General features: G+C 53.0%; 22 protein-coding genes and 1 pseudogene. 19 read left to right on the forward strand and 4 right to left on the reverse strand.

Annotation, left to right across the window (positions count from 1 at the left end):
• Positions 1–222: 222 nt before the first annotated feature.
• The 9 genes from PRECH8_RS09495 to PRECH8_RS09535 all read left to right on the forward strand — a co-directional run bounded on the left by PRECH8_RS09495 (position 223) and on the right by PRECH8_RS09535 (position 8,351).
• A complete protein-coding gene (locus PRECH8_RS09495) occupies positions 223–2,733 on the forward strand; it encodes a Na+/H+ antiporter subunit A (RefSeq protein WP_200966865.1) in 2,511 nt (836 codons plus the stop codon).
• On the forward strand, positions 2,720–3,142 hold the full coding sequence (locus tag PRECH8_RS09500) for a Na(+)/H(+) antiporter subunit B (RefSeq protein WP_200966866.1): 423 nt from the start codon (positions 2,720–2,722) through the stop codon (positions 3,140–3,142). The genes PRECH8_RS09495 and PRECH8_RS09500 overlap by 14 nt, the downstream gene beginning before the upstream one ends.
• Positions 3,143–3,481: a Na(+)/H(+) antiporter subunit C gene (locus PRECH8_RS09505; RefSeq protein ID WP_200966867.1), complete on the forward strand. Its 339-nt coding sequence runs from the start codon at positions 3,143–3,145 to the stop codon at positions 3,479–3,481.
• The gene (locus tag PRECH8_RS09510) at positions 3,474–4,955 is read left to right on the forward strand and encodes a Na+/H+ antiporter subunit D (RefSeq protein WP_200966868.1); all 1,482 of its coding nucleotides are present in this window, start codon (positions 3,474–3,476) and stop codon (positions 4,953–4,955) included. The genes PRECH8_RS09505 and PRECH8_RS09510 overlap by 8 nt, the downstream gene beginning before the upstream one ends.
• Positions 4,956–4,962: 7 nt before the next feature.
• Complete coding sequence (locus PRECH8_RS09515) at positions 4,963–5,439, forward strand: Na+/H+ antiporter subunit E (RefSeq protein WP_200966869.1); 477 nt, start codon at positions 4,963–4,965, stop codon at positions 5,437–5,439.
• Positions 5,440–5,736 (forward strand): Na(+)/H(+) antiporter subunit F1, encoded by a 297-nt coding sequence (locus tag PRECH8_RS09520; RefSeq protein WP_200966870.1) that lies wholly within the window; start codon positions 5,440–5,442, stop codon positions 5,734–5,736. It abuts the gene before it with no gap.
• Positions 5,708–6,124 (forward strand): monovalent cation/H(+) antiporter subunit G, encoded by a 417-nt coding sequence (gene mnhG / locus PRECH8_RS09525; RefSeq protein WP_200966871.1) that lies wholly within the window; start codon positions 5,708–5,710, stop codon positions 6,122–6,124. The genes PRECH8_RS09520 and mnhG overlap by 29 nt, the downstream gene beginning before the upstream one ends.
• A gap of 29 nt (positions 6,125–6,153) precedes the next feature.
• Positions 6,154–6,543 carry a DUF423 domain-containing protein gene (locus PRECH8_RS09530; protein ID WP_200966872.1) on the forward strand — a complete coding sequence of 130 codons (390 nt, stop codon included), beginning with the start codon at positions 6,154–6,156 and terminating at the stop codon, positions 6,541–6,543.
• A 209-nt stretch (positions 6,544–6,752) separates the two neighbouring features.
• Positions 6,753–8,351, forward strand: a complete 1,599-nt coding sequence (locus PRECH8_RS09535) for a hypothetical protein (RefSeq protein ID WP_200966873.1) — start codon at positions 6,753–6,755, stop codon at positions 8,349–8,351.
• 27 nt (positions 8,352–8,378) lie between these two features.
• Here the strand turns inward: PRECH8_RS09535 and PRECH8_RS09540 are convergent, their stop codons facing one another.
• Positions 8,379–8,624, reverse strand: a complete 246-nt coding sequence (locus PRECH8_RS09540) for a hypothetical protein (RefSeq protein WP_200966874.1) — start codon at positions 8,622–8,624, stop codon at positions 8,379–8,381.
• A gap of 227 nt (positions 8,625–8,851) precedes the next feature.
• On the opposite strand from PRECH8_RS09540, the gene PRECH8_RS09545 reads away from it, so the two are divergent.
• The gene (locus PRECH8_RS09545; protein ID WP_200966903.1) at positions 8,852–9,154 is read left to right on the forward strand and encodes a YunC family protein; all 303 of its coding nucleotides are present in this window, start codon (positions 8,852–8,854) and stop codon (positions 9,152–9,154) included.
• A 61-nt stretch (positions 9,155–9,215) separates the two neighbouring features.
• Here the strand turns inward: PRECH8_RS09545 and mtnA are convergent, their stop codons facing one another.
• A complete protein-coding gene (gene mtnA, locus PRECH8_RS09550) occupies positions 9,216–10,289 on the reverse strand; it encodes an S-methyl-5-thioribose-1-phosphate isomerase (protein ID WP_200966875.1) in 1,074 nt (357 codons plus the stop codon).
• 353 nt (positions 10,290–10,642) lie between these two features.
• Here mtnA and sufC point away from each other — a divergent pair, with 353 nt between their 5' ends.
• Genes sufC through sufB form a run of 5 tightly spaced genes read left to right on the forward strand, consistent with a single transcriptional unit; the run spans position 10,643 to position 15,897 of the window.
• The gene (gene sufC / locus PRECH8_RS09555; RefSeq protein ID WP_200966876.1) at positions 10,643–11,473 is read left to right on the forward strand and encodes a Fe-S cluster assembly ATPase SufC; all 831 of its coding nucleotides are present in this window, start codon (positions 10,643–10,645) and stop codon (positions 11,471–11,473) included.
• 37 nt (positions 11,474–11,510) lie between these two features.
• Complete coding sequence (sufD, locus tag PRECH8_RS09560) at positions 11,511–12,821, forward strand: Fe-S cluster assembly protein SufD (protein WP_200966877.1); 1,311 nt, start codon at positions 11,511–11,513, stop codon at positions 12,819–12,821.
• Positions 12,818–14,041: a cysteine desulfurase gene (locus tag PRECH8_RS09565; protein ID WP_200966878.1), complete on the forward strand. Its 1,224-nt coding sequence runs from the start codon at positions 12,818–12,820 to the stop codon at positions 14,039–14,041. Before sufD ends, PRECH8_RS09565 begins: the two co-directional genes overlap by 4 nt.
• Positions 14,028–14,462 carry a Fe-S cluster assembly sulfur transfer protein SufU gene (gene sufU / locus PRECH8_RS09570; protein WP_200966879.1) on the forward strand — a complete coding sequence of 145 codons (435 nt, stop codon included), beginning with the start codon at positions 14,028–14,030 and terminating at the stop codon, positions 14,460–14,462. The genes PRECH8_RS09565 and sufU overlap by 14 nt, the downstream gene beginning before the upstream one ends.
• A 37-nt stretch (positions 14,463–14,499) precedes the next feature.
• A complete protein-coding gene (gene sufB / locus PRECH8_RS09575) occupies positions 14,500–15,897 on the forward strand; it encodes a Fe-S cluster assembly protein SufB (protein ID WP_200966880.1) in 1,398 nt (465 codons plus the stop codon).
• Between the two features lie 189 nt (positions 15,898–16,086).
• Here sufB and PRECH8_RS09580 read toward each other — a convergent pair whose 3' ends face one another.
• A complete protein-coding gene (locus tag PRECH8_RS09580; protein WP_200966881.1) occupies positions 16,087–16,257 on the reverse strand; it encodes a hypothetical protein in 171 nt (56 codons plus the stop codon).
• A gap of 162 nt (positions 16,258–16,419) precedes the next feature.
• A pseudogene (locus PRECH8_RS09585) lies at positions 16,420–16,539 on the reverse strand (winged helix-turn-helix domain-containing protein); the annotation flags it as partial.
• 249 nt (positions 16,540–16,788) lie between these two features.
• Between PRECH8_RS09585 and PRECH8_RS09590 the strand changes: the two are divergent.
• The 4 genes from PRECH8_RS09590 to ytvI all read left to right on the forward strand — a co-directional run bounded on the left by PRECH8_RS09590 (position 16,789) and on the right by ytvI (position 21,812).
• A complete protein-coding gene (locus PRECH8_RS09590) occupies positions 16,789–18,225 on the forward strand; it encodes a bifunctional metallophosphatase/5'-nucleotidase (RefSeq protein WP_200966882.1) in 1,437 nt (478 codons plus the stop codon).
• A 178-nt stretch (positions 18,226–18,403) separates the two neighbouring features.
• Complete coding sequence (locus PRECH8_RS09595; protein WP_242457517.1) at positions 18,404–19,459, forward strand: HD-GYP domain-containing protein; 1,056 nt, start codon at positions 18,404–18,406, stop codon at positions 19,457–19,459.
• A gap of 85 nt (positions 19,460–19,544) precedes the next feature.
• Positions 19,545–20,690 carry a radical SAM/CxCxxxxC motif protein YfkAB gene (yfkAB, locus tag PRECH8_RS09600; protein WP_200966905.1) on the forward strand — a complete coding sequence of 382 codons (1,146 nt, stop codon included), beginning with the start codon at positions 19,545–19,547 and terminating at the stop codon, positions 20,688–20,690.
• Between the two features lie 75 nt (positions 20,691–20,765).
• A complete protein-coding gene (gene ytvI / locus PRECH8_RS09605; RefSeq protein ID WP_200966883.1) occupies positions 20,766–21,812 on the forward strand; it encodes a sporulation integral membrane protein YtvI in 1,047 nt (348 codons plus the stop codon).
• Positions 21,813–21,919 lie beyond the last annotated feature (107 nt).

A 21,919-nucleotide genomic window follows, 5' to 3' on the forward strand; every position in this document is an offset into this window, starting at 1 on the left:
CTCGTCAAAAACTTGTTTCCATATACCGACCAATGTTAAAGTTAATAATGGCTGTTTTTGCAATCATATAGATTTAGTCAACCCCCACGAACCCTCAGTGAGTTCTTATTCATGAAACACTACTTTCAAAAATAATTTAATAATCCAATCCGTGTTCCATGTGTTGGTAGGAAACGCACAAGCTCAAAGTACTAGTTCGTCGTGTGAAACGGAGGTTGTCAGATGGTCTTGCTTCATATAGCAATACTCCTGCCATTCGCTTATGCTGTACTCGTACCTTTGCTCTACAAATCGATCAAACGCATCCACACCGGATGGTTTGTTCTTCCTATTCCCGTTTTATTATTTCTGCTAATTTCTTCACATTTAGGAGATGTTCGCCAAGGGATCATCTCTTCCTATTCATGGCCTTGGATTCCTTCCCTCGGATTGGAATTTACCGTGTATGCGGATGGTCTCAGCATCTTGTTCGCAATGCTCATCACGGGAATCGGCAGTCTGGTCATCCTGTATTCGATCTTCTACCTGTCCAAGACGAAGGAAGCGATTCACCAATTCTACGTCTATCTGCTGATGTTCATGGGAGCGATGCTCGGCGTCGTATTATCCGATAACCTGATCGTCCTCTACGGGTTCTGGGAATTAACCAGCATCTCATCCTTCCTGTTGATTGCGTTCTGGTACGAACGTGAAAAATCCCGCTACGGCGCGCTGAAATCGATGCTGATCACAATGTTCGGCGGACTGGCTATGCTCGCGGGCTTCGTTATGCTGTACGGCATGACAGGCACCTTCAGCATCCGCGGGATCATCGCTGATGCGGCAGCAGTTACAGGTCATGCGTGGTTTTTGCCTGCATTGATCCTGATCCTGCTCGGTGCTTTTACAAAGTCAGCCCAGTTTCCATTCCACATCTGGCTGCCCGATGCGATGGAAGCGCCAACTCCTGTCAGCGCTTATCTTCACTCAGCCACCATGGTCAAGGCAGGGATCTACCTGGCGGCGCGCTTAACCCCGGTATTCGGCGGTACAGCGGAATGGTTCTGGCTCATCATGAGCTTCGGTTTGATCACGCTGTTCTGGGGCTCGATCTCAGCGGTGAAACAAACGGACCTGAAAGCAATACTTGCTTACTCGACGGTCAGCCAGCTTGGACTGATCATGAGCTTGATCGGAATCGGCTCCGCTGCGCTTTACTACGGGTATGGAACAACATCGCAGCCCTATGTCGCAGCGATGACTGCCGCGGTCTTCCATCTCATCAACCATGCAACCTTTAAGGGTTCGCTGTTCATGGTTACGGGGATCGTCGATCTGGAAACCGGCACCAGGGATATCAGACGTTTAGGCGGTCTCGCTTCGCTGATGCCGATCACCTTCACCTTTGCGATCATCGGCGCCTTCTCGATGGCGGGGATCCCGCCGTTTAACGGCTTCCTCAGCAAGGAGATGTTCTTCAGCGGTGTGCTGAATGCCGCACGGATGGATATCTTCATTATGGGTACCTGGGGGGTTCTCATCCCAGTTATCGCCTGGATCGCGAGCGTGTTTACCTTTATCTACAGCTTCATCTTCGTGTTCCATACGTTCACCGGCAAGCGCAAGGCGGGAGAGTTGCCGAAGGTTCCCCGCGAGGCGCCGCTGGGCATGTTGATTCCGCCGGCGGTGCTGGCCTCGCTCGTCGTGATCTTCGGACTGTTCCCGAATCTCGTATCCGTCAGTCTGATCGAACCGGCATTGGCTTCGATCTTCCCGCAGTTCGTCATGCCTGGGGAACAATTCGGGGTTCATATCACGCACTGGCACGGACCGACGACGGAGGTGCTCATGACGATCGGCGTCGTGGTGATCGGAGGTTTGCTGTTTTGGCAATTTCGCCGTTGGCAGGGCTTGTACGGAAGGCTGCCGAAGAAGCTCTCCTTAAATGCGCTCTATGACGGCGGTCTGCGCGGGCTGGATCGATTCTCCGCACGGGTTACGCGCGGCTACATGACCGGATCGGTGCGGGACTATCTGGTCTATATCTTCGGCTTCATGATCGCTGTTGTCGGATATATGTTGTTCCGTACGGATGCCCTCCGCTATATCGGTCAGGGCAGCTATGCCGAGATCACGATCTATGATGCAGCGCTGGCAGCCGTTGTGATGGCCGCAGCGATCGCTTCGCTCTTCGCTCGCGAACGCATCGCCCTCATCATCTTCACAGGCTCCGTCGGCTATCTGGTGTCCCTGTTCTTCGTCCTGTTCAGAGCGCCGGACTTAGCGTTGACACAGATGGTCGTGGAGACCGTGTCCGTCGCCTTGTTCCTGCTCTGTTTCTACCATCTGCCTAAGCTCAAGCAGGAAGTGTCATCCAGGCGCGTTCGCATCGGCAACTTGCTCATCTCCATAGGCGTCGGTCTGATCGTGACGCTCACCGCGCTTGCGGCGAGCGGCGCCCGCTTGTTCGACTCGGTCTCGGAATTCTATGTGCAGAACAGCTTTGAACTCGGCGGCGGGCACAATATCGTGAACGTCATTCTGGTTGACTTCCGAGGTTTCGATACGATGCTGGAGATCACGGTGCTGGGCATCGCCTCTCTCGGCATCTTCACGATGATCAAACTGCGCGCAGAGATGTTGAATCCGCCGGCGGCCCTCAGAGGTGCTCTGCATAAGCGAGGCGAAAGAGCGGCATCCAATACTTCCGATACAGATACGGCGAAGAGGAGGAGAAACCATGCGGGGCAATGATGTGATCGTTCGCACGGGATCCAAATGGCTGTCCTTTATCATCATCATGTTTTCTTTTTTCATCTTCATGTCAGGCCATAATAATCCCGGCGGCGGCTTTATCGGCGGATTGATGGCTGCCGGGGCGCTCGTCCTGGTGGCCGTAGCCTTCGGCACGAAGGTGCTGTACAGGCTGCTGCCGCTCAACTATCGGCTCGTCACAGCCGCCGGCTTGCTGATCGCTGTGTTGACGGGGGTCGGTTCCTTTATCTTCGATGTGCCGTTCCTGACGCATACTTTCGGCATCTATCACTTGCCTATCCTCGGGGAGACGGAACTTGCGACGGCAACGCTGTTCGACCTTGGGGTCTATCTGACCGTCGTCGGCGTAACGATGACGATCATCTTAACGATCGGGGAGGATGTGTAGATGGAGATTCTCATGTCGATAGTCATTGGCGTATTGTTCATGACGGGAACCTATCTGGTGCTGAGCCGCAATACCCTGCGGATCATCCTGGGATGCTCGCTTATGACGCATGGGCTCCATCTGCTGATCATGACGATGGCAGGACTGAAGACGGGGGCTGCGCCCATCCTGAATGAGGATACAACGGCTTATACGGATCCGCTGCCGCAGGCGCTCATCCTCACCTCGATCGTCATCAGCTTTGGAGTGACGGCGTTCTATCTGGTACTTGCATACCGATCTTATAAGGAACTTAATACGGATGATATGGAACAGTTGAGGGGACAAGAAGATGAGTAATAACTTAATCGTACTGCCACTCCTTATTCCGCTTCTAACAGGTATCGTACTTATATTTATCAATAGACACCGCAAGCTCGTCCGCTGGGTGAGCGGCGTCAGCTCGATCATCAATATCTTCATCGCCGCATCCGTTGTGCAGAATGTCCGCCTGGACGGCGTTCAGATCCTGAACATGAGCGGCTGGGAAGCTCCCTTCGGGATTACCTTCACCGCAGATATGTTTGCGACACTGCTTGTCCTGACCACGGCACTCATCGGTGCTGCATGTATCTTCTATTCGTTCTATACGATTGAGGAGCAGCGGGAGCGGCACTATTATTACGCTTTGGTGCAATTCCTGCTGGTCGGTGTGATCGGTTCCTTCTTAACGGGAGATATCTTCAACTTATTCGTCTGCTTCGAAGTCATGCTGGTCGCTTCCTACGGACTCATCGTAATCGGAGGCGAGAAGAGACAGCTGCGCGAATCGCTCAAATACGTTCTGATCAATGTGCTCTCTTCGACTTTATTTGTAACAGCGATTGCATATCTCTATGGTTCCGTCGGTACACTGAATATGGCTCATCTGTCGCAGCGGGTAGCGGAGGTTAGTCAGGGCGGTATCCTGACGGTGATCGCGATCCTTCTCTTGATCGTGTTCGCGCTGAAAGCAGGTCTCATCCTGTACTTCTGGCTGCCGGGCTCCTATCAGGTGCCGCCCGCAGCGATCGTTGCCTTGTTCGGCGGGCTGCTTACGAAGGTCGGCGTCTATGCCATCGTACGCACATTCACGCTGATTTTCTATCACGATCCAGGCATTACCCATACTATGATTGCTTGGATGAGCGGCCTGACGATGGTCTTCGGTGCGATCGGAGCTCTTGCTTACCGTGATGTAAACCGGATCTTGATCTTCAATATCGTGATTTCGATCGGTTTCCTCGGCTTCGGATTGTCCACGGCGACGGAAGCGGGACAGAGCGGCGTGATCTATTATCTGCTGCATGACATGATCGCTAAGACGCTCATCTTCATGCTGGCCGGACTCCTGATCAAGGCTGCGGGAACGGAGGATACGCGTCAGATGAGCGGCTGGATTCGACGCCATCCTGCGCTCGGCTGGATGTTCTTCGTCACGGCGCTGGCGATTATCGGCGTGCCTCCGCTGAGCGGTTTCGTCGGCAAGCTGTTGATCGTGGAAGGCGGATTGGCGGCCGAGCAATATCTGCTGACGGGGATCGGTCTGGCAAGCAGTCTATTCGTCATCCTTTCCCTGGTGCGAATCTTCATGAATGCTTTCTGGGGAGAGGAACAGGAGATTCACGAATCCGCCGTACAACCATCCAAGAAGGCTTTGGTGCCTGGGGCCGCCCTCTTGATCTTGCTGGTTTTCATCGGGCTCGGTGCAGAACTGCTGCATCCTTATATTGATCAAGCCGGAGATGTGCTGTTGAATCCGCAACTGTACATCGATGCGGTACTGAAGGAGTAGATGGAACATGGCGCGACAGATCGTACTGAATTTTCTATTGGCTTTCGTCTGGATGTTCCTGAACAGCGACTGGACTTTGGCCGGCTTATTCATCGGCTACGTCGTCGGTATCTTGCCGCTGGTTGTGTTTCGCAGATTCTTCGATCAGCCTCTCTATTTGAGGAAGGTCTGGGCCTGCATCAGATTATTCTACGTATTCATGAAGTTGATGATCATATCGAATATCGATGTGCTTCGTCACCTGTTTCGCCGTAAACTGGCTATTCGTCCAGGGATCGTGGCATTGAAGACGACGATGAAGACGGATCTGGAGATCACGCTGTTTACCAACATGATCACCTTGACACCGGGCACGGTGGCGATTGAAGTCTCCTTGGACAAGAGCACGGTCTATATCCATGCTATGGATATCGATGATGCGGAGAAGTTGGCAACCGATCTCAAAAACAGTCTGGAAAGAGCCATAATGGGGGTGACACGTTAGATGATGGAAATGGTACTGTACACCGCTATGGTCATCATCACCATCGCTGTATTGGGGATTTTCGTCCGCATCATAAAGGGACCCTATCCTCCAGACCGCATCCTTGGCCTCGACGCGATCGGCACGAATCTGATTGCGCTCATTGCGATCTGGTCGATGATCTCACGGACTTATGTCTATCTGGATCTCATGCTGCTGATCGGCGTCATGTCGTTCATAGGGACGGTCGCGTTTGCAAGATTCCTGGAGAGAGGGGTGGCCATCGAATATGACCCAAATCATGAAAACAACGGGTGACTGGATCGTCATCATCTTCATCCTCAGCGGTGCTATGATCAGTTTGTTCGGAAGTATAGGAATCTTGCGTTTCCCGGATTACTACAACAGGAATCACGCGGCAAGCAAGACTACCACCCTTGGAGTGCTGCTTACCCTGTTCGGTGCATTTTTGTATTTTCTATTCGAGACAGGCCATTCTGATTGGCGATTGATCTTAGCTATGATCTTTCTCTTCCTCGCTTCTCCCATCGGCAGTCATATGCTTGCCCGTTCTGCTTATCGAAGCGGAGTTCCTATGTGGGAGCACAGCGTGCATGATGTGTTGTACGATTATGTCCATGCAGAAGAACTGGAAGCACAGAAGGAGCAGCAGGATGGGCAAGCCAAGGAAACGGTGGAAACCTAATGCTCGGTCCTCTGTGGAGGTGTTAAGGGATGTTTAGAACCTATATCACGATCGGCGGCATCCTCGGCATGCTGTCGGTCGCCCTCGGTGCGTTCGGCGCACATACCCTGGAGAGGTTCCTGTCAGAACAAGCGCTCGACACGTATCACACCGGTGTGGAATATCAGATGATCCATGCCATCGCCCTGGTGCTGACAGCCGTCCTCAGCAGCCATTCGGCGATCGATTCGCACCGCATCAAGTGGGCAGGGGTGCTGTTTACGGCAGGCGTTGTATTGTTCTCCGGCAGCTTGTATGCGGTAAGTCTGACGGGGATCGGCTCCTTCGGGATGATCGCACCCTTCGGCGGTTTCAGTTTCATCCTGGGCTGGCTGATGCTGGTGCTGTCGATCTGGCCGGCGAAGAAGCAGCGTTCATGAAACCTTTCATGATGATCAGCAGGAAAAGTGTCGCTTTATGGCGAATAGTGTTAGGGTTTATCCTGCGGTTTTCAACCTGTGCGCCTATGCATCAGGTGAATGCTCCGGGGAAGACGGAGCAAGACTAATGATGAATTCCGACGCAGGAAGGTCATTCCATGATAACAAGAAGTTGTGCGGCAATCTTGCCGTCGACCAAAGGAGAACCCATGAGATTATTGCAGATATTAAGATCGGTTATCCTGTTCCATATGATCATCACGATCCTTGCCGCTTGTGCGTATACACCTCAGCGAGCGGGTGACCGCTATGCGGATCAAGCGGTGCTGTGGCTCTATACTTCAGGAAGCGAAGAGGATTCGAAGGATCGATCCTCTTTTTCTTTGTATATGAAAGTGCCGGGGCAAGCAGCGCAGCTGATCGCTGAGCACGTCCTTCCAGGCAGCCATCGTATCTATGAAAGCCATGTGCTGTTCATGGATGAAGATGCCGGTTTATATTATGCATCCCCCGATCAGCAGCCCTACAAAATAATGGATGGAATCCAAGCTTACGTCTACGGTTTCATCGATCAGGGAAGGCGGATCTTCGCGCTTACAGAGAAGCAGGAGTTGATCCTGAAGACCTTCGGCGCTTCGGAACGCATCTTGGCGGATCAGATCTCGCACGTCGTGCCGCTGCCGGATCGTATCATCGCCCTTCGTGAGGATGGTTCGGTGTACGCTTATGACCACACAGGAGAGGGGCAGCTGCTTGCAGAAGGGGCCGTATCCGTGTCGGCTGCCTCCGATCCAGGCTATGCCGCTGATCCCGCTTATGTCTATATTCAGCGCGTGGAGGATGGCCTCATCACGGACGGCGAGGAGACGATCTTCCGCATCCCTTCCGGGTTGGAGGGAGCAGCCGCTGTGATAGACGGCGGAGAGAGGCTGCTGTATCTGAACCGCTATGTTCCCGAACAAGGCACAGGTTCACTCATGCTATGGGATCGCGGCGGTGAAGTCCGCCAGCTGGCTGAACAGGCGGGCGACTACTTCTGGGATGAAAGCCGCCGCCGGATCTGGTATCTCTCTGATGAATACCTGCATGTCTATGATCTGAATGCCGAGTTCTCCAAACAAGCCGCCGGACCCGTCCGCCACTATGCCGTATCCCCGTTAAGCGGCGCTGTTGCTGCCGTGCTGGCAGATGGGAAGCTGGTGACCATAACAAGCGGCGAGCAAGACAGCCGTTGTGACGGTGCGGCAGCCCCCGCGGAGCCTGTTGTTGTCCAAACGGAGGAAGAGGTGCGGTGGGTTGGATACTATGGCGAGCAGTTGGTCTATACGACTTCCTCTGGACAGACGCTTCTTCATACAACGGAAGGCAGTGAACTCCTTGCGAGATTCAGCCATTGGCTCTATGATGACCGTTACCTCATCGGTATGCATGAGGGGCGGATCACCGCTTGGGACCAGGAATCTCGCTCTACGATGCTGCTGAATGATGCCCACTCGTATGATTGGATCTATTACGGCGAAAGGCTGCTTGCCGAGGTCGCGCTGCGGATCGCTGATGTCGCTGGAACGTGGCTGGATGAGGATGGCATGCGCCTCGTCATTCGAGGGCTGGGCAGCAAGCGGGGATCGATGCAGTTCGGTGATGGAGAAGCCGGTTATTTTACCGTGCGGTATGCTGCCAGGGATCACTTGCTGATTCGGCTCGCCGGCCGCCCAGAGGATCTCTATCTCTCCCTTCTCGGCGATGAGCATCTCGTGCTCACCGCTGCAGACGGTACAGAGCGTATATATAAGCGCGCAGTTAAGTGAGATTCACTTCGCTGCGCGCTTTTGGTTTTATGATGAGATGATAAAATCATCGATTTCATTCATATTGACGATATGCACTTGTTTGTCATCGACATGGTAAACAGCAAGATTACGGGATTCTTCGTCGAAATTTAAGATCTTGCACGGAATGTTCATCTGGACACCGCGGCCTTTGACGATGGATAGACGAACTAGTTTACCATGAATTCGTGCCTCCTCGATCATGTTCACCATGTGACTGTAACTTTCGCTTCTGATGTTCTGATCGCTCATCATGTGTATCCTCCAACTGTATCCTCCAAATGGGGCAGATTTTGTACGTGAGAAAAGAACTAAGTACAGTCGACCGGCTTGGCAAGGCGCGGACTGAACTTATCTGAAAGAGAATAAGCATAGAGTATTATATCTATTGCACGAGCGGATATTCAAGCGTCGTCTACACGATCGGCAAATTCCTCTCATATGCTACATTAATCATGCAGGAGAGGGTGATGATCAAGATGATCCGAATGGAGCCGATCGCGCTGGATGACGGGATCGTGCTCGGCATCGAAGTGAAACTTCCCAAGACGAATCTTGTGATGATCACAACGGATAAAGGTTATATCATGTGCGGAGCACTTGATGTAGATCTCCTCAACAGCAGGCTGCGTGAACGTGGAATCATCGCAGCTAGAGCTGCCGGTGTTCGCACTTGGGAAGATCTCTTGGATAGTCCTCTAAGTGATGTGACGTTCGAAGCGGAGAGACTCGGTATACACAGCGGAATGAAAGGGAGGGATGCGCTGAGGTTGATGCGTTAGAAGGTTAGCGATGGTGAAGGCAATGCTTTGGAGATGCCGGGCATTGCCTTCTGTTATGACCTCAGGATTCGAACAGTTTGCGCAGGTTCTCTTCGTAAGGGGCTTTGACGATCCCTTTCTCCGTGATGATCGCTGTTACATATTCATGGGGGGTCACATCAAAGGCGGGATTGAACACTTTCACCCCTTGCGGTGCTGTCCGTTTGCCAAACCCTTCTGTGACTTCTTGCTCCGGCCTTTCTTCAATTGGAATATGGGAGCCGTCCGGTGTGTTCAGATCGATCGTAGACAGCGGACAAGCAACGTAGAATGGAATGCCGTGGGCACGTGCGAGCACCGCAAGGGAATAGGTGCCGATCTTGTTGGCGACATCGCCGTTGGCAGCTACGCGGTCCGTGCCGACGATGACCGCTTGCACCCAGCCTTTGCTCATCACATAACCTGCCATGTTGTCGGTGATCAACGTGACATCGATGCCGGCTTGCATCAGTTCGAAGGCAGTAAGCCGCGCACCTTGCAGTACAGGCCTTGTCTCATCGGCGTAAACCTTGAGATTCCAGCCGCGTTCTTTCGCTAGATAGAGCGGGGCCAGCGCCGTGCCATACTTGGCGGTGGCCAGTCCTCCAGCGTTGCAATGGGTGAGGATGCCCATGTTGTCTTGAAGCAAGGTCAGCGCGTGTTCACCGATGAGCCGATTGGTCTCCTCGTCCTCCTGAAAGATCTTGTGAGCTTCTTCCAGCAGAGCAGAGCGGAACGCTTCGGCGTCCGCGGAGCTGGCGGCCAAGTTATCTGCTAATCGAACCATCCGATCGATGGCCCAGAACAGGTTAACGGCAGTCGGCCGGGATGTGGCCATATAATCGCCGATGCGCCTGACTTCCTGTGCCAGACGTGCAGGATCTTCTTCCCGATCACGGATGCCGAGATAGATGCCGTATGCGGCGGCGATGCCGATGGCGGGGGCGCCTCGTACGGCCAGTTCGCGGATCGCTTCCCATACTTGTTCCGGCGTTGTAAGCTCCAGATACCGGATCTCTTCGGGCAGCAGCCGCTGGTCTAAGAGTTCCAGGCGGTCACCTGCCCAGCGAACGGATTGCAGGCCGTGGTCGTCATGGCGGGAACTCGATATGGTCATGTTGTTAGGCCTCCTCTATGGACATGTATAAACATTGGTTCAGTCTTTTCGAAGCGGTTAACGTTCTTAGTATAGCCGATTCTGTTCGGCGGGAACAGCCTTGTTTCATTCGTCTCCGTCTTGTAGTATAATGGTAATTGCATTAAAAGCTGCATACTATGGGTGTGGTTATAATTTCATAATCAGGGAGAAAGAAGCACAAAGCAGTGGTAATTTCTGTTTTGCAAGAAATTAACCACCATATTTTTTGCTTATTAGACAATTAGAAGTCTATAATGAAAAATAAATGTTGAGAATCAATGAGAATCAGTTTAGAATAATTCTAAAATATATTTTTTGTGGAGGGACTTCACATGAGCAAACCAACTTTTAAGATAGTCGGCCTTAAGGCTTCTGTTGAAGGTAAAGAAATTCTCAAGGGTGTCGACCTGGAGGTTAAGGGTGGAGAAGTACATGCGGTCATGGGACCGAACGGTACTGGTAAGAGTACTCTAGCTTCTGCGATCATGGGTCACCCGAAGTATGAGGTTACGGAAGGACAAGTTCTGCTGAACGGCGAGGATGTCCTGGAGATGGAAGTCGATGAGCGTGCACGTGCCGGTATCTTCCTGGCAATGCAGTATCCGAGTGAGATCTCCGGCGTGACCAATGCTGACTTCATGAGAAGTGCGATCAATGCCAAGCGCGGTGAAGGCAATGAGATCTCACTGATCAAGTTCATCCGCATGATGGAAGAGAAGATGAAGGCGCTGGAGATCGATCCGCAATTCATGCACCGCTATCTGAATGAAGGATTCTCGGGCGGTGAGAAGAAGCGCAACGAGATCCTCCAGATGCTCATGCTTGAACCAAGCATCTGCATTCTAGACGAGATCGACTCCGGTCTGGATATCGACGCGTTGAAGGTTGTATCCGAAGCGGTGAACAGCATGCGCAGCGAAGACCGCGGCTTCCTCATCATCACCCACTATCAACGTCTCCTGAATTACATCAAGCCCGACTTTGTCCATGTGATGATGCAGGGCAGAATCGTGAAGTCCGGCGGTCCGGAACTGGCGGAGCGCTTGGAAGCCGAAGGATATGACTGGATTAAGGAAGAGCTCGGCATCGTAGACGAGACTGTGGGCCAAGAGGAAGAGGAATTTAAGGTTCCGATGAATACGACGGCACCTCGCTTCTCGTAATGGAGCGACCTAGAAGACTTAGAGGAGGAAGGATACGATGACGACACTTAATGCAGCTCTTCCGGTCGGCCGTGATTCACTCCAAGCTTTGTCCAAGAACAGACAGGAGCCTGCTTGGCTTACAGAGCTTCGGCTTAAGGCTTTGGATCTTGCCGGTACGCTGGATCTGCCGAAACTGGAGAAGACCCGGATCGACCGTTGGAATATCGACTCATATGGTGAATATAAAGAGATCAACGAGGTAGAATCGCTGGATGACCTGCCAGCAGAGATCAGCGGCCTGATCTCTCAGGATTCGACGAAGAGCGGACTGCTGATCCAGCGCAATTCCGGGGTGGTCTACACAAGCTTAAGCGATGAGCTCAAGCAGAAAGGGGTCATCCTGACGGACCTGGAGACAGCCGCACGCGAGCACGAAGACCTGGTCAAGCCGTATCTGATGCAAGCGGTGAAGATGGATGAGCATCGCTTAGCCGCTCTGCATGCCGCGCTGTGGTGCGGAGGCTTGTTCTTATACGTGCCTAAGAATGTAACGATCGAAGATCCGATCCAAGCGTTGTTCCTCTCGGACGACGCGGAGGCATTGTTCGCACCGCATGTTCTGATCGTAGCGGATGAGAACAGCTCGGTGACCTATGTAGATAACTATGTTTCCGGTACATCGACGGGCGCCGTGATGCACAACGGCATCGCGGAAGTATTCGCGAAGAACGGTGCTGCGGTGCGCTTCGCTTCGATCCATAACTTCAATGATCAAGCGACGGACGTCACCTATCGCCGGGCCGTCCTGGAGAACGACGCGCGCATCGAATGGATCATCGGTGAGCTGAACTATGGGGATGCGGTATCGGATACGAATTCGATCCTCCGCGGCAACGGCTCGATGTCCTATGCGAAGGTGATCTGTGTCGGTACGGACGATCAGCGCCTGAATATCACGACCCGTGCGACGCACTTCGGCAAGTCTTCGGACAGCGATATGATCACCCGCGCTGTGATGCGAGATGAAGCTACGGCGATCATCAACGGCATCACGAAGATCGAGCACGGAGCGACCCATTGCAACGGCGAACAGACGGAACGCATCCTGATGCTCAGCCCGAAGGCGCGCGGCGATGCGAACCCGATCCTCTTGATCGACGAGGACGAGGTTACCGCTGGACACGCAGCGAGCGTTGGTCAAGTGAACAAGGAACAAGTATACTACCTGATGTCCCGCGGTTTGACCAAGGATGAAGCGGAGAAACTGATCATCTATGGATTCTTGGAGCCGGTTGTTACCCTGATCCCGATCAAGGCGGTGGAAGAACAGCTCAAGGATCTGGTCGAAAGGAAACTCGGTCGATGAACGCATCGATTCGCGAACAGTTTCCCATCTTGCATCAAGAGATCAATGGACATCCGCTGGTTTATCTGGACAATGCCGCCACCTCACAGAAACCGCTCGCGGTGATCGAGGCGATCACGAAATATTACAAGCTGGACAACTCCAACGTTCACCGCGGCGTCCATACCCTCGGTTCGCGGGCGACGGATGCTTATGAGGGAGCTCGCGAGCGGGTGGCGCGCTTCCTGAATGCGAGATCCGCGCAGGAGATCGTCTTCACAAGGGGGACGACGACGGCGCTCAACTTGGTGGCGATGAGCTATGGACGCGCGGTTTGCGGTGAAGGCGATGAGATCGTCATCACGCCGATGGAACATCACAGCAACATGATCCCTTGGCAGCAAGTGGCTAAGGAGACGGGAGCGACGCTGAAGTACATCCCGCTGCAAGAGGATGGGACGATCTCGCTCAGCGATGTGGAAGAGACGATCACCAGCCGGACGAAGATCGTCTCCGTCACCCATGTGTCCAATGTACTTGGCGTGACCAACCCGGTTAAGGAGATCGCGAAGATCGCCCACAGGAACGGCGCCGTGATCGTGGTCGACGGGGCGCAGAGCGCTCCTCACATGAAGGTGGATGTTCAGGATCTCGATTGTGATTTCTTCGCTTTTTCCGGTCACAAGATGTGCGGGCCGACGGGCATCGGGGCACTGTATGGAAAGATGGAACTGCTCGAGCGCATGGAGCCGATCGAATTCGGCGGCGAGATGATCGACCATGTCGATCTCCAATCCTCGACATGGAAGGAAGTGCCGTGGCGCTTCGAAGGCGGAACGCCGATTATCGCTGGTGCTGTAGGATTAGCTGCGGCGATCGATTTCCTCGAGGAGATCGGCTTGGATCGCATCCATGAGCACGGGAAACAGCTCACCGCCTATGCGGTAGAACGCCTGCAGGAGATCGAAGGGCTGACCATCTACGGCCCCCTCCAAGAGCGGGCGGGTCTCGTCACCTTCAATCTGCAGGATATTCATCCGCACGATGTAGCGACGGTGTTGGACTCCTACGGTATCGCGATACGAGCCGGCCATCACTGCTGTCAGCCGCTCATGCGATGGCTCAAGGCCTCTTCCACGGCGAGAGCGAGCTTCTATCTGTACAACACCAAGGATGACATCGACCGTTTGGCCGAAGGCCTGATCAAGCCAAAGGAGTATTTCGACTATGCAATTGGATGATCTATATCGCAGGGTCATCATGGACCATTACAAGAATCCGCGCAACCGAGGCCAGTTCGAGAACGACTCCGTGCATGTCGATTTGAACAATCCGACGTGCGGCGACCGCATCACACTCCAGCTAAAGTTGCAAGATGGTGTTGTAGAAGCGGCAAAGTTCCTCGGCGAAGGCTGCTCGATCAGCATGGCATCGGCCTCGATGATGACCGAGGCGATCAAGGGCAAGAGCTTAGATGAAGCATTGCAGATGGCAGACCAATTCTCAGCGTTGATGCAAGGTGAGCCGGCTGAGTTTGAATATGAAGATATCGAGGCCTTGTCGGGCGTGAGCAAGTTCCCTGCCCGCATCAAATGCGCAACATTGGCATGGAACGCGCTCCGCAAGGGCGTCGTGCAAGTACGGACAGAATCTAACGAATAGTGCATACAAGGAATGCATACAAGGAGGTTGGAGATCGATGGCTAAGAAGATGCCTGAGCTCGGCGAATACCGGTATGGCTTTCGCGATGAGCACCAAGCGGTGTTCCAGACAGGTAAGGGCTTGACCGAGGAAGTCGTAAGGACGATTTCCGCTCAGAAGAATGAACCGGAGTGGATGCTGGAGTTCCGCCTAAAGTCACTGGAACAGTTCAACAAGATGCCGATTCCGCGTTGGGGCGGCAACTTAGATGATCTTGATTTTGATGATATCCAATACTATGTAAAACCTGCGGAGAAGCGGGGAAGAACCTGGGAAGAAGTCCCGGCTGAGATCAAGGAAACCTTCGATAAGCTGGGGATCCCGGAGGCAGAGCAGAAGTTCCTCGCCGGTGTCTCCGCGCAGTATGAATCGGAAGTTGTCTACCACAACATGAAGAAGGAACTAGAGGACCAAGGCGTCATCTTCATGGATACCGATACCGCGCTGAAGGAGCATCCGGAGTTCTTCCGCGAATACTTTGGTACGGTAGTTCCTTATACGGACAACAAGTTCGCAGCGTTGAACAGCGCCGTATGGTCCGGCGGCAGCTTCATCTATGTTCCGAAGGGCGTGAAGGTGGAGATTCCGCTGCAGGCCTACTTCCGCATCAACTCGGAGAACATGGGCCAATTTGAGCGGACGCTGATCATCGCTGATGAAGGCAGCTTCGTACACTATGTTGAGGGCTGCACAGCGCCGATCTACACGACGAACTCCCTGCACTCTGCAGTGGTTGAGATCATCGTGAAGAAAGATGCGCGCGTTCGATATACGACGATCCAGAACTGGGCGCCGAACGTATACAACCTGGTTACGAAGCGCGCCGTTGCTGAAGAGAATGCGACGATGGAGTGGGTCGACGGCAACATCGGCTCGAAGCTGACGATGAAATATCCGGCCGTCATCCTCAAGGGACGCGGCGCGAAGGGCAGCGTACTGTCCATCGCTGTAGCTGGTAAAGGTCAGCACCAAGACGCCGGTGCGAAGATGATCCACCTGGCGCCGGAGACCACGTCGACGATCGTCTCCAAGTCGATCAGCAAGCAGGGCGGTAAGGTGACCTACCGCGGGCTGACGAGCTTCGGCCGCAACTCCGAAGGGTCGAAGTCGAATATCGAGTGCGATACGCTGATCATGGACAATGAATCGACTTCCGATACGATTCCTTACAACGAGATCATGAACGATAACATCACCCTCGAGCATGAGGCGAAGGTATCGAAGGTTTCGGAGGAGCAGCTGTTCTATCTCATGAGCCGCGGCTTGTCCGAAGAAGAAGCGACGCAGATGATCGTCATGGGCTTCATCGAACCGTTCACAAAGGAACTGCCGATGGAATATGCCGTAGAGATGAACCGCCTGATCAAGTTTGAGATGGAAGGCAGCATTGGTTAAACCTTGATTATACGGGGTTTTTGAGAGGATTAGAGACGCGCTTGACTTATGTATTGCCCACACTTTTTTAAGCATGGTATTGGGTATACAGGTCAAGTGCGTCTTTTTCTATTCCTTTGCAGGATAGATCCTTCTGCATGGTTCATTGAGATCGTCATTCTGCTGGAACCGTGTCTTTGATCGGCAGCTTCACGATGAAGGCAGTCCCTTCGCCTGACTTGCTCTCCACATCGATCGTGCCGCCGCATCTTTGCTGAGACGATCGACGATTTGCGCAAGCAGTGCAGGAAGATCCACGGCTTCCATCTCCAGGGGAAGCTGATCGACTTGGGCCTTGGAGAGCAGGTTGAGATCTTCCACCAGCTCGCCAAGCCGGATGACCTCATCCTGAACGGGAAGCAGTTCGATAGTCGATGAAGGGGAGCGGTTAAGCGCTTGGATACAGCGTATGTGATCATGAGAGCAGCAGCTATGAAGATCATCGTGCCGATCACCAATAACGTGATCACGGATATTGCATCTTCATGGGCGGTCACCAAATCGATATCCAAACCCGTAGACGGTCTGCAGGTATCGCGATTGGGCGGGATCGTCTTCGATCTTCTTGCGAATCCGGCTGATATGTGCGTCCACCGTCCGTTCAGAACACAAAATATTAACATTAGAGAGACAGGAGAGGCATATTTAGCAGAACAGCTCAGTCTTGAAGCCGAAGACTGGGCTTTTTAGAATTTTAATATGAATATTCGCAGGCGAATCGGAAGAAAGCTGAGATTTATGTCACAGATATGATAAAATAGATCAATATTAGCACTGAACGAATCTCGAATCTCGAATCAGCCATACATCTGGAGCCGAGCTGAATCTGCTCCTATAGGGGAAGGTGAGAGCATGTCTGAATCGATGCAGAGATTAGTGATCCTCCATACCAATGATATACACAGTCATTTTGAACCGATGCCGCGGATTGCTTCCTTGATCGAACGATACCGCCGGGAAGTACCCGCTGATGAACTCTTGGTGATCGACTGCGGGGATCATATGGATCGGGCTTATGTGGAGACAGAAGGCAGCGATGGTCAGGTGAATATCGCTGTGATGAATGCAACCGGGTATGATCTGGCCGTGCCGGGCAATAATGAAGGGCTGACCTTCTCGCGCGAGACCCTGCAACGGTTGTATGAGCAAGCGGACTTCCCGGTAATCGGGAGCAATATGCACCTTAAGGACAGCGGAGAGATCCCGGCGTGGCTGAAACCATTTATGATCATCCAGAGAGGGAATCTCAAGATCGGGATCATCGGTGTGACGATAGATTTTACGGATTTTTACGAACTGCTCGGCTGGGATATCCGGGATCCCTATGCGGTCACTTCCCAGCTGGTCGCTAAGCTGCGCGATCAAGTGGATATCCTCGTCGTCGTTTCCCATCTCGGGATCAATTATGACAAACGCATGGCGCAGGTGATCCCCGGCATCGATTGCATCTTAGGCGCCCATACCCATCACCTGCTTGAAGAGCCGCTGGTGATCGGGCAGACGACGATCTGCGGGGCGGGCAAGTTCGGCACCCATGTCGGCAAATTGGAGATCTTCTATGATCATGATGCGAAGCGCATCGTATCCTGCCGAGGCGCCTGCGAGGAGACGTCAGGCTATCCTGAATCCCGGGAGATCCTCGCGATCATCGACCATTACCGGACCATCGCGGAGAAGAATCTGCGGCAAGTGGTGACGACGATCCCGAAGCGGCTGGCGATCGATTGGTATGGAGAATCAGAACTCGGCAACTTGCTGGCGATCGGACTTAAGGAGTGGTGTGGAGCGGAGGTCGGCCTTGTGAATGCCGGTCAGCTGTTGGACAGTTTAGAGGCGGGTGCTGTGACCCGCGGCAGGCTGCTGGAGATCTGCCCGTCGCCGATCAACCCCTGTAAGATGATCCTGACGGGCCGTGAGATTCGTGAAGCTTTGGAACAATCTTTGCTGCGGGAATATCAGGCGATGCCGATTCGCGGCTATGGATTCCGCGGTGAAGTCCTCGGCACCCTGTGTGTGTCAGGATTGCAGATTGAAGTCGACCACGCGAAGCCGGAGATGCACAAGATTCAGCGCATCCTGATCCGCGGCAAGGAACTTGCCGATGAACAAGAGGTCGTCGTTGGGACCATCGATATGTTCACCTTCGGCCTTGGTTATCTCTCTTTAAGCCGCGGCCGCGAGATCGAATACTATATGCCCGAGTTTCTGAGGGACGTGCTGATGAATCTGCTGGATACACCGGAGCACATCGCATTAAGTGCGGAAAAACACTGGATTCGTTCTTGCTGACTAGATCAGTGAACTAGGCCATTAAGATTAATTTTCTCTGATATTGTCGAACTTTCTGATCGGATGTGTTGCGCTTCCCGGCAGAATCCTTTACTCTTGACAATAGTATCAAGCTAGTCATCATGGTTAGGAAGTGAAGGAATTGCGCTTGATTTCTATTCAGAATTGTAAACCAGGCATGAGATTAGCGAGGAACATCTACAACGATGAAGGATTGGTCTTGCTGGGAGAGCATGTGGAACTGACCGAGACGATGATCCGCCGATTAGAGCAGCTCGGAATTCACCGTATCTATATCGAAGATCCCCGGGCAGAGGATATCGTCATTCGGGAGAATATCAGCGAGGAGATGCGCCGGGAAGCGCTGCGGACGATTCGTGAGAACTTCCAGAACTATATGAACGAAGCAAAGCAAGGCCGCATGTTCTGCAATCCTCACTTGGGCAAAGACTTCCGCAGAGTGCTCGATATGATCATAGATGAATTGAAGGAACACAAACAGGCGATGATCATGTTGAACACGATCCATGTGTCGGATCACTATCTGTTCCAACATTCTCTGAATGTCTGCATCTATGCGATCATGTTGGGTACGGCCCTCGGATATACCTATGATCAGTTAAGGGTGCTGGGACTGGGCGCAATGCTGCACGATATTGGCAAAACGTTGGTGCCGCAAGAGATCCTGCTGAAGCGGGACAAGCTGACGAAGGAAGAGATGAGCATCATTCGTCGGCATCCGGAAGATGGTTTTCGCATGTTAAAGGATAACCCGAATATATCTTTAATAGCGGCCCACTGTGCCCTGCAGCATCATGAGCGGCTGGATGGATCCGGCTATCCGCGGGGCATTAAGGGCGATGAGATCCACGAGTATGCGAAGCTTCTGGGGATCGTCGATACCTTCGACGCGATGACCACGCACCGCGTATACAAACCGGCAGCTCTCCCCCATGAAGCGGTGGAAGTGCTGTATGCGGGAGCGGGACGCCTGTATGATGCTCACATGATTCAGTTGTTCCGCGACCGGGTCGCTATCTATCCGCCGGGAACGACGGTGGAGCTGAATACCGGGGAGATCGGCATCGTCGTGGATATCAATGCTTCCCTTCCCCACAGGCCGGTTGTCCGCATCATCACCGACGAGAACGGCAAAGAACTGAAGGAGCCGTATGAGATTGATATGTCTAAGAAATTGAATATCGTGATCATCAAAGTGAATGAGAATTTTTGATCGCAATAAGTACATCTAGAACGGACGTGAGGATCATGGAAGATAGGATGGATAGAAATGCAGGGTGTGAAAAAGGATGACGACTATGAATCTGACCAAAGATCACCAATATCATCGAGATCACAAGCGGACACCGTTTCTGCCCGAAACGGATCCTTGGGATCCGATTCACTCGTTGGAACGCCACGACCGGTATGTTCTGACGAGTGTGGAGTTTACGGTGACGAATCTATGTAATATGCGCTGCGAACATTGTGCTGTTGGCGATCTGCTCGTTGCGAGCGAGGGCGATACGATCCCGATCGATCTGGTCCTGCGGAGGCTGGACGAAGTAGAGCATCTGCAGACGATCAGCATCACCGGCGGCGAGCCGTCGTTCAGCGACCGGACGATTGAGCGGACGATTATTCCCCTTCTCCGTTATGCGCGGGAACGCGGCATCTATTCGCAGCTGAACTCCAATCTCACCTTAGATTACAGCAAATATGAGCGAATCGCTCCCTATCTGGATATCATGCATATCTCTTATAACTACACCGATGCAGAAGACTTCCATGAGATTTGTTTCGCACGCACTTCGCATCCTGTATCTCCTAAGGTATCCAGCAAGCTCTATGAACGGATGATCGACAATGCTCAGAAACTCAGTAAAGGAGGCTTGTTCATCTCCGCTGAGTCGATGATCAACTACCGCACCCACAAGAAGCTGCCGGAGATCCACCGGCATATCATCGAAATGGGCTGCAAGCGGCATGAGGTGCATCCGATGTATCCGAGTTCCTTCGCTGCGAGCTTGCCGCGTCTGTCATTGCAGGAATTCCGCGAAGCGATCCACCGCTTGCTCGATGCACGGGATCCGGAGGTATGGATGCTGTTCGGTACGCTGCCGTTCTTCCATTGCAATGAGGATCCGGAAGATCGCAAGCTGCTCAGCCGTCTGATGCACGAACCGAAGCTGACGGTGCGCAACGACCCCGACGGCCGCAACCGTCTGAATGTCAACCTGTTCAGCGGCGATGTGTTTGTTACCGATTTTGCTTCGGTGCCGGCCCTTGGTTCGGTTTTCCATGATAAGCTCGATGATATATTCAGAAGATGGACGGAGGAGCACCCGCTGAACCGCACGATTAACTGCCATTGCCCGGCGGTGCGCTGCTGCGGTCCGAACCTGCTGGTTGCAGACATGTATTATGCCGATGTAGACTTTAAGAAACGCAAAGCAATCGTGTAACGATTCGCAGTCCTTGGAGGATCTTACGGCCGGGGCGTTCCGGCTCTTAGACAAGCCCCGGAGAGGAGTGAATGTATGACGAAGAAAACGCTGTTCATCATCGTATTCGGGCTGGGATTCCTATATGCGCTGTTTACGGTGGGATTCCCCTTCCTCTTGGCGCTGGTCGTCGTGCTGTTCATGGAACCCTTCACCAAGTTGATCATGAAGGTGGGTAAACTCGGACGGACGGCGGCAGCCACAATCTCTTCTTCGATCTTTACGATCGGTTTGCTCGGGCTCGCTTATCTGATCGGCGTCAAGCTGCTCTCCGAGTTGATGAGTTTCTTCAATTATGCCAAGAATAACTTTCACCATGTGGCGGATTTTTTTGATCGGCTCACTTATGATGCTAATATCCTGTTCGATACCCTGCCGCCGGATCAAGCGGCCAGCTTAGCGGAGACCTTCGATGCCGGGATGGATGCGCTGATCAGCGCTGCGCAAAGCCTGCTCTCCAACCTGTCATCGTATGCACTCAACTTTGCGAAGGCCATACCGGATCTGTTCCTGTTCTTCCTCTTCTTCATCGTGGCGGTATTCCTGTTCAATATCAGTCTGGGCAAGATGAAGCAGGGATTTCTCTCGATCTTCGATGAATCTTCACAGGGGAAGGTAGATGTCGTGCTTGGCAATCTGCGCAATTCCATCTTCGGCTTCGTCCGGGCGCAGATCGTGTTCTCCGGGATGACGTATGTCTTAACGCTGATCGGGCTGTTGATCTTAGGGATCGATCATGCTTTCGCGATCGCTTTCCTGGTCACCATCGTCGATCTCTTGCCGGTCCTCGGTGTCGGCTCCTTCCTCGTCCCCTGGGCGATCTATCAGGCGCTGATCGGCAATTGGTTCATCGCGATCGGACTGGTTGTGCTGTTCATCGTGATCACCGTTGTTCGCCGTGTGATCGAGCCGAAGGTGCTGGGCGATGCTGTCGGCATCAGTGCACTGGCAGCGCTGATCAGCCTCTATGTCGGCTTCAAACTCGTCGGCGTGATCGGTTTGTTCCTGGGACCGGTTGTGGTGCTTGTGTATGAGGCGATGCGTAAGGAAGGATTGCTGAATATTAAGATCAAATTAGAATAACCGTCGCACAATCGTTCATATCTCGATTTGTCAGGCCTGGCCTGCGGAGGATTCGCTCCTTCGTCTGCCGGGCTTTTTGGTTCATTTTGTCTCCTGGTTATACTCCC

The sequence above is a fragment of the Insulibacter thermoxylanivorax genome (assembly GCF_015472005.1).
Taxonomy (GTDB): Bacteria; Bacillota; Bacilli; order Paenibacillales; family DA-C8; genus Insulibacter; species Insulibacter thermoxylanivorax.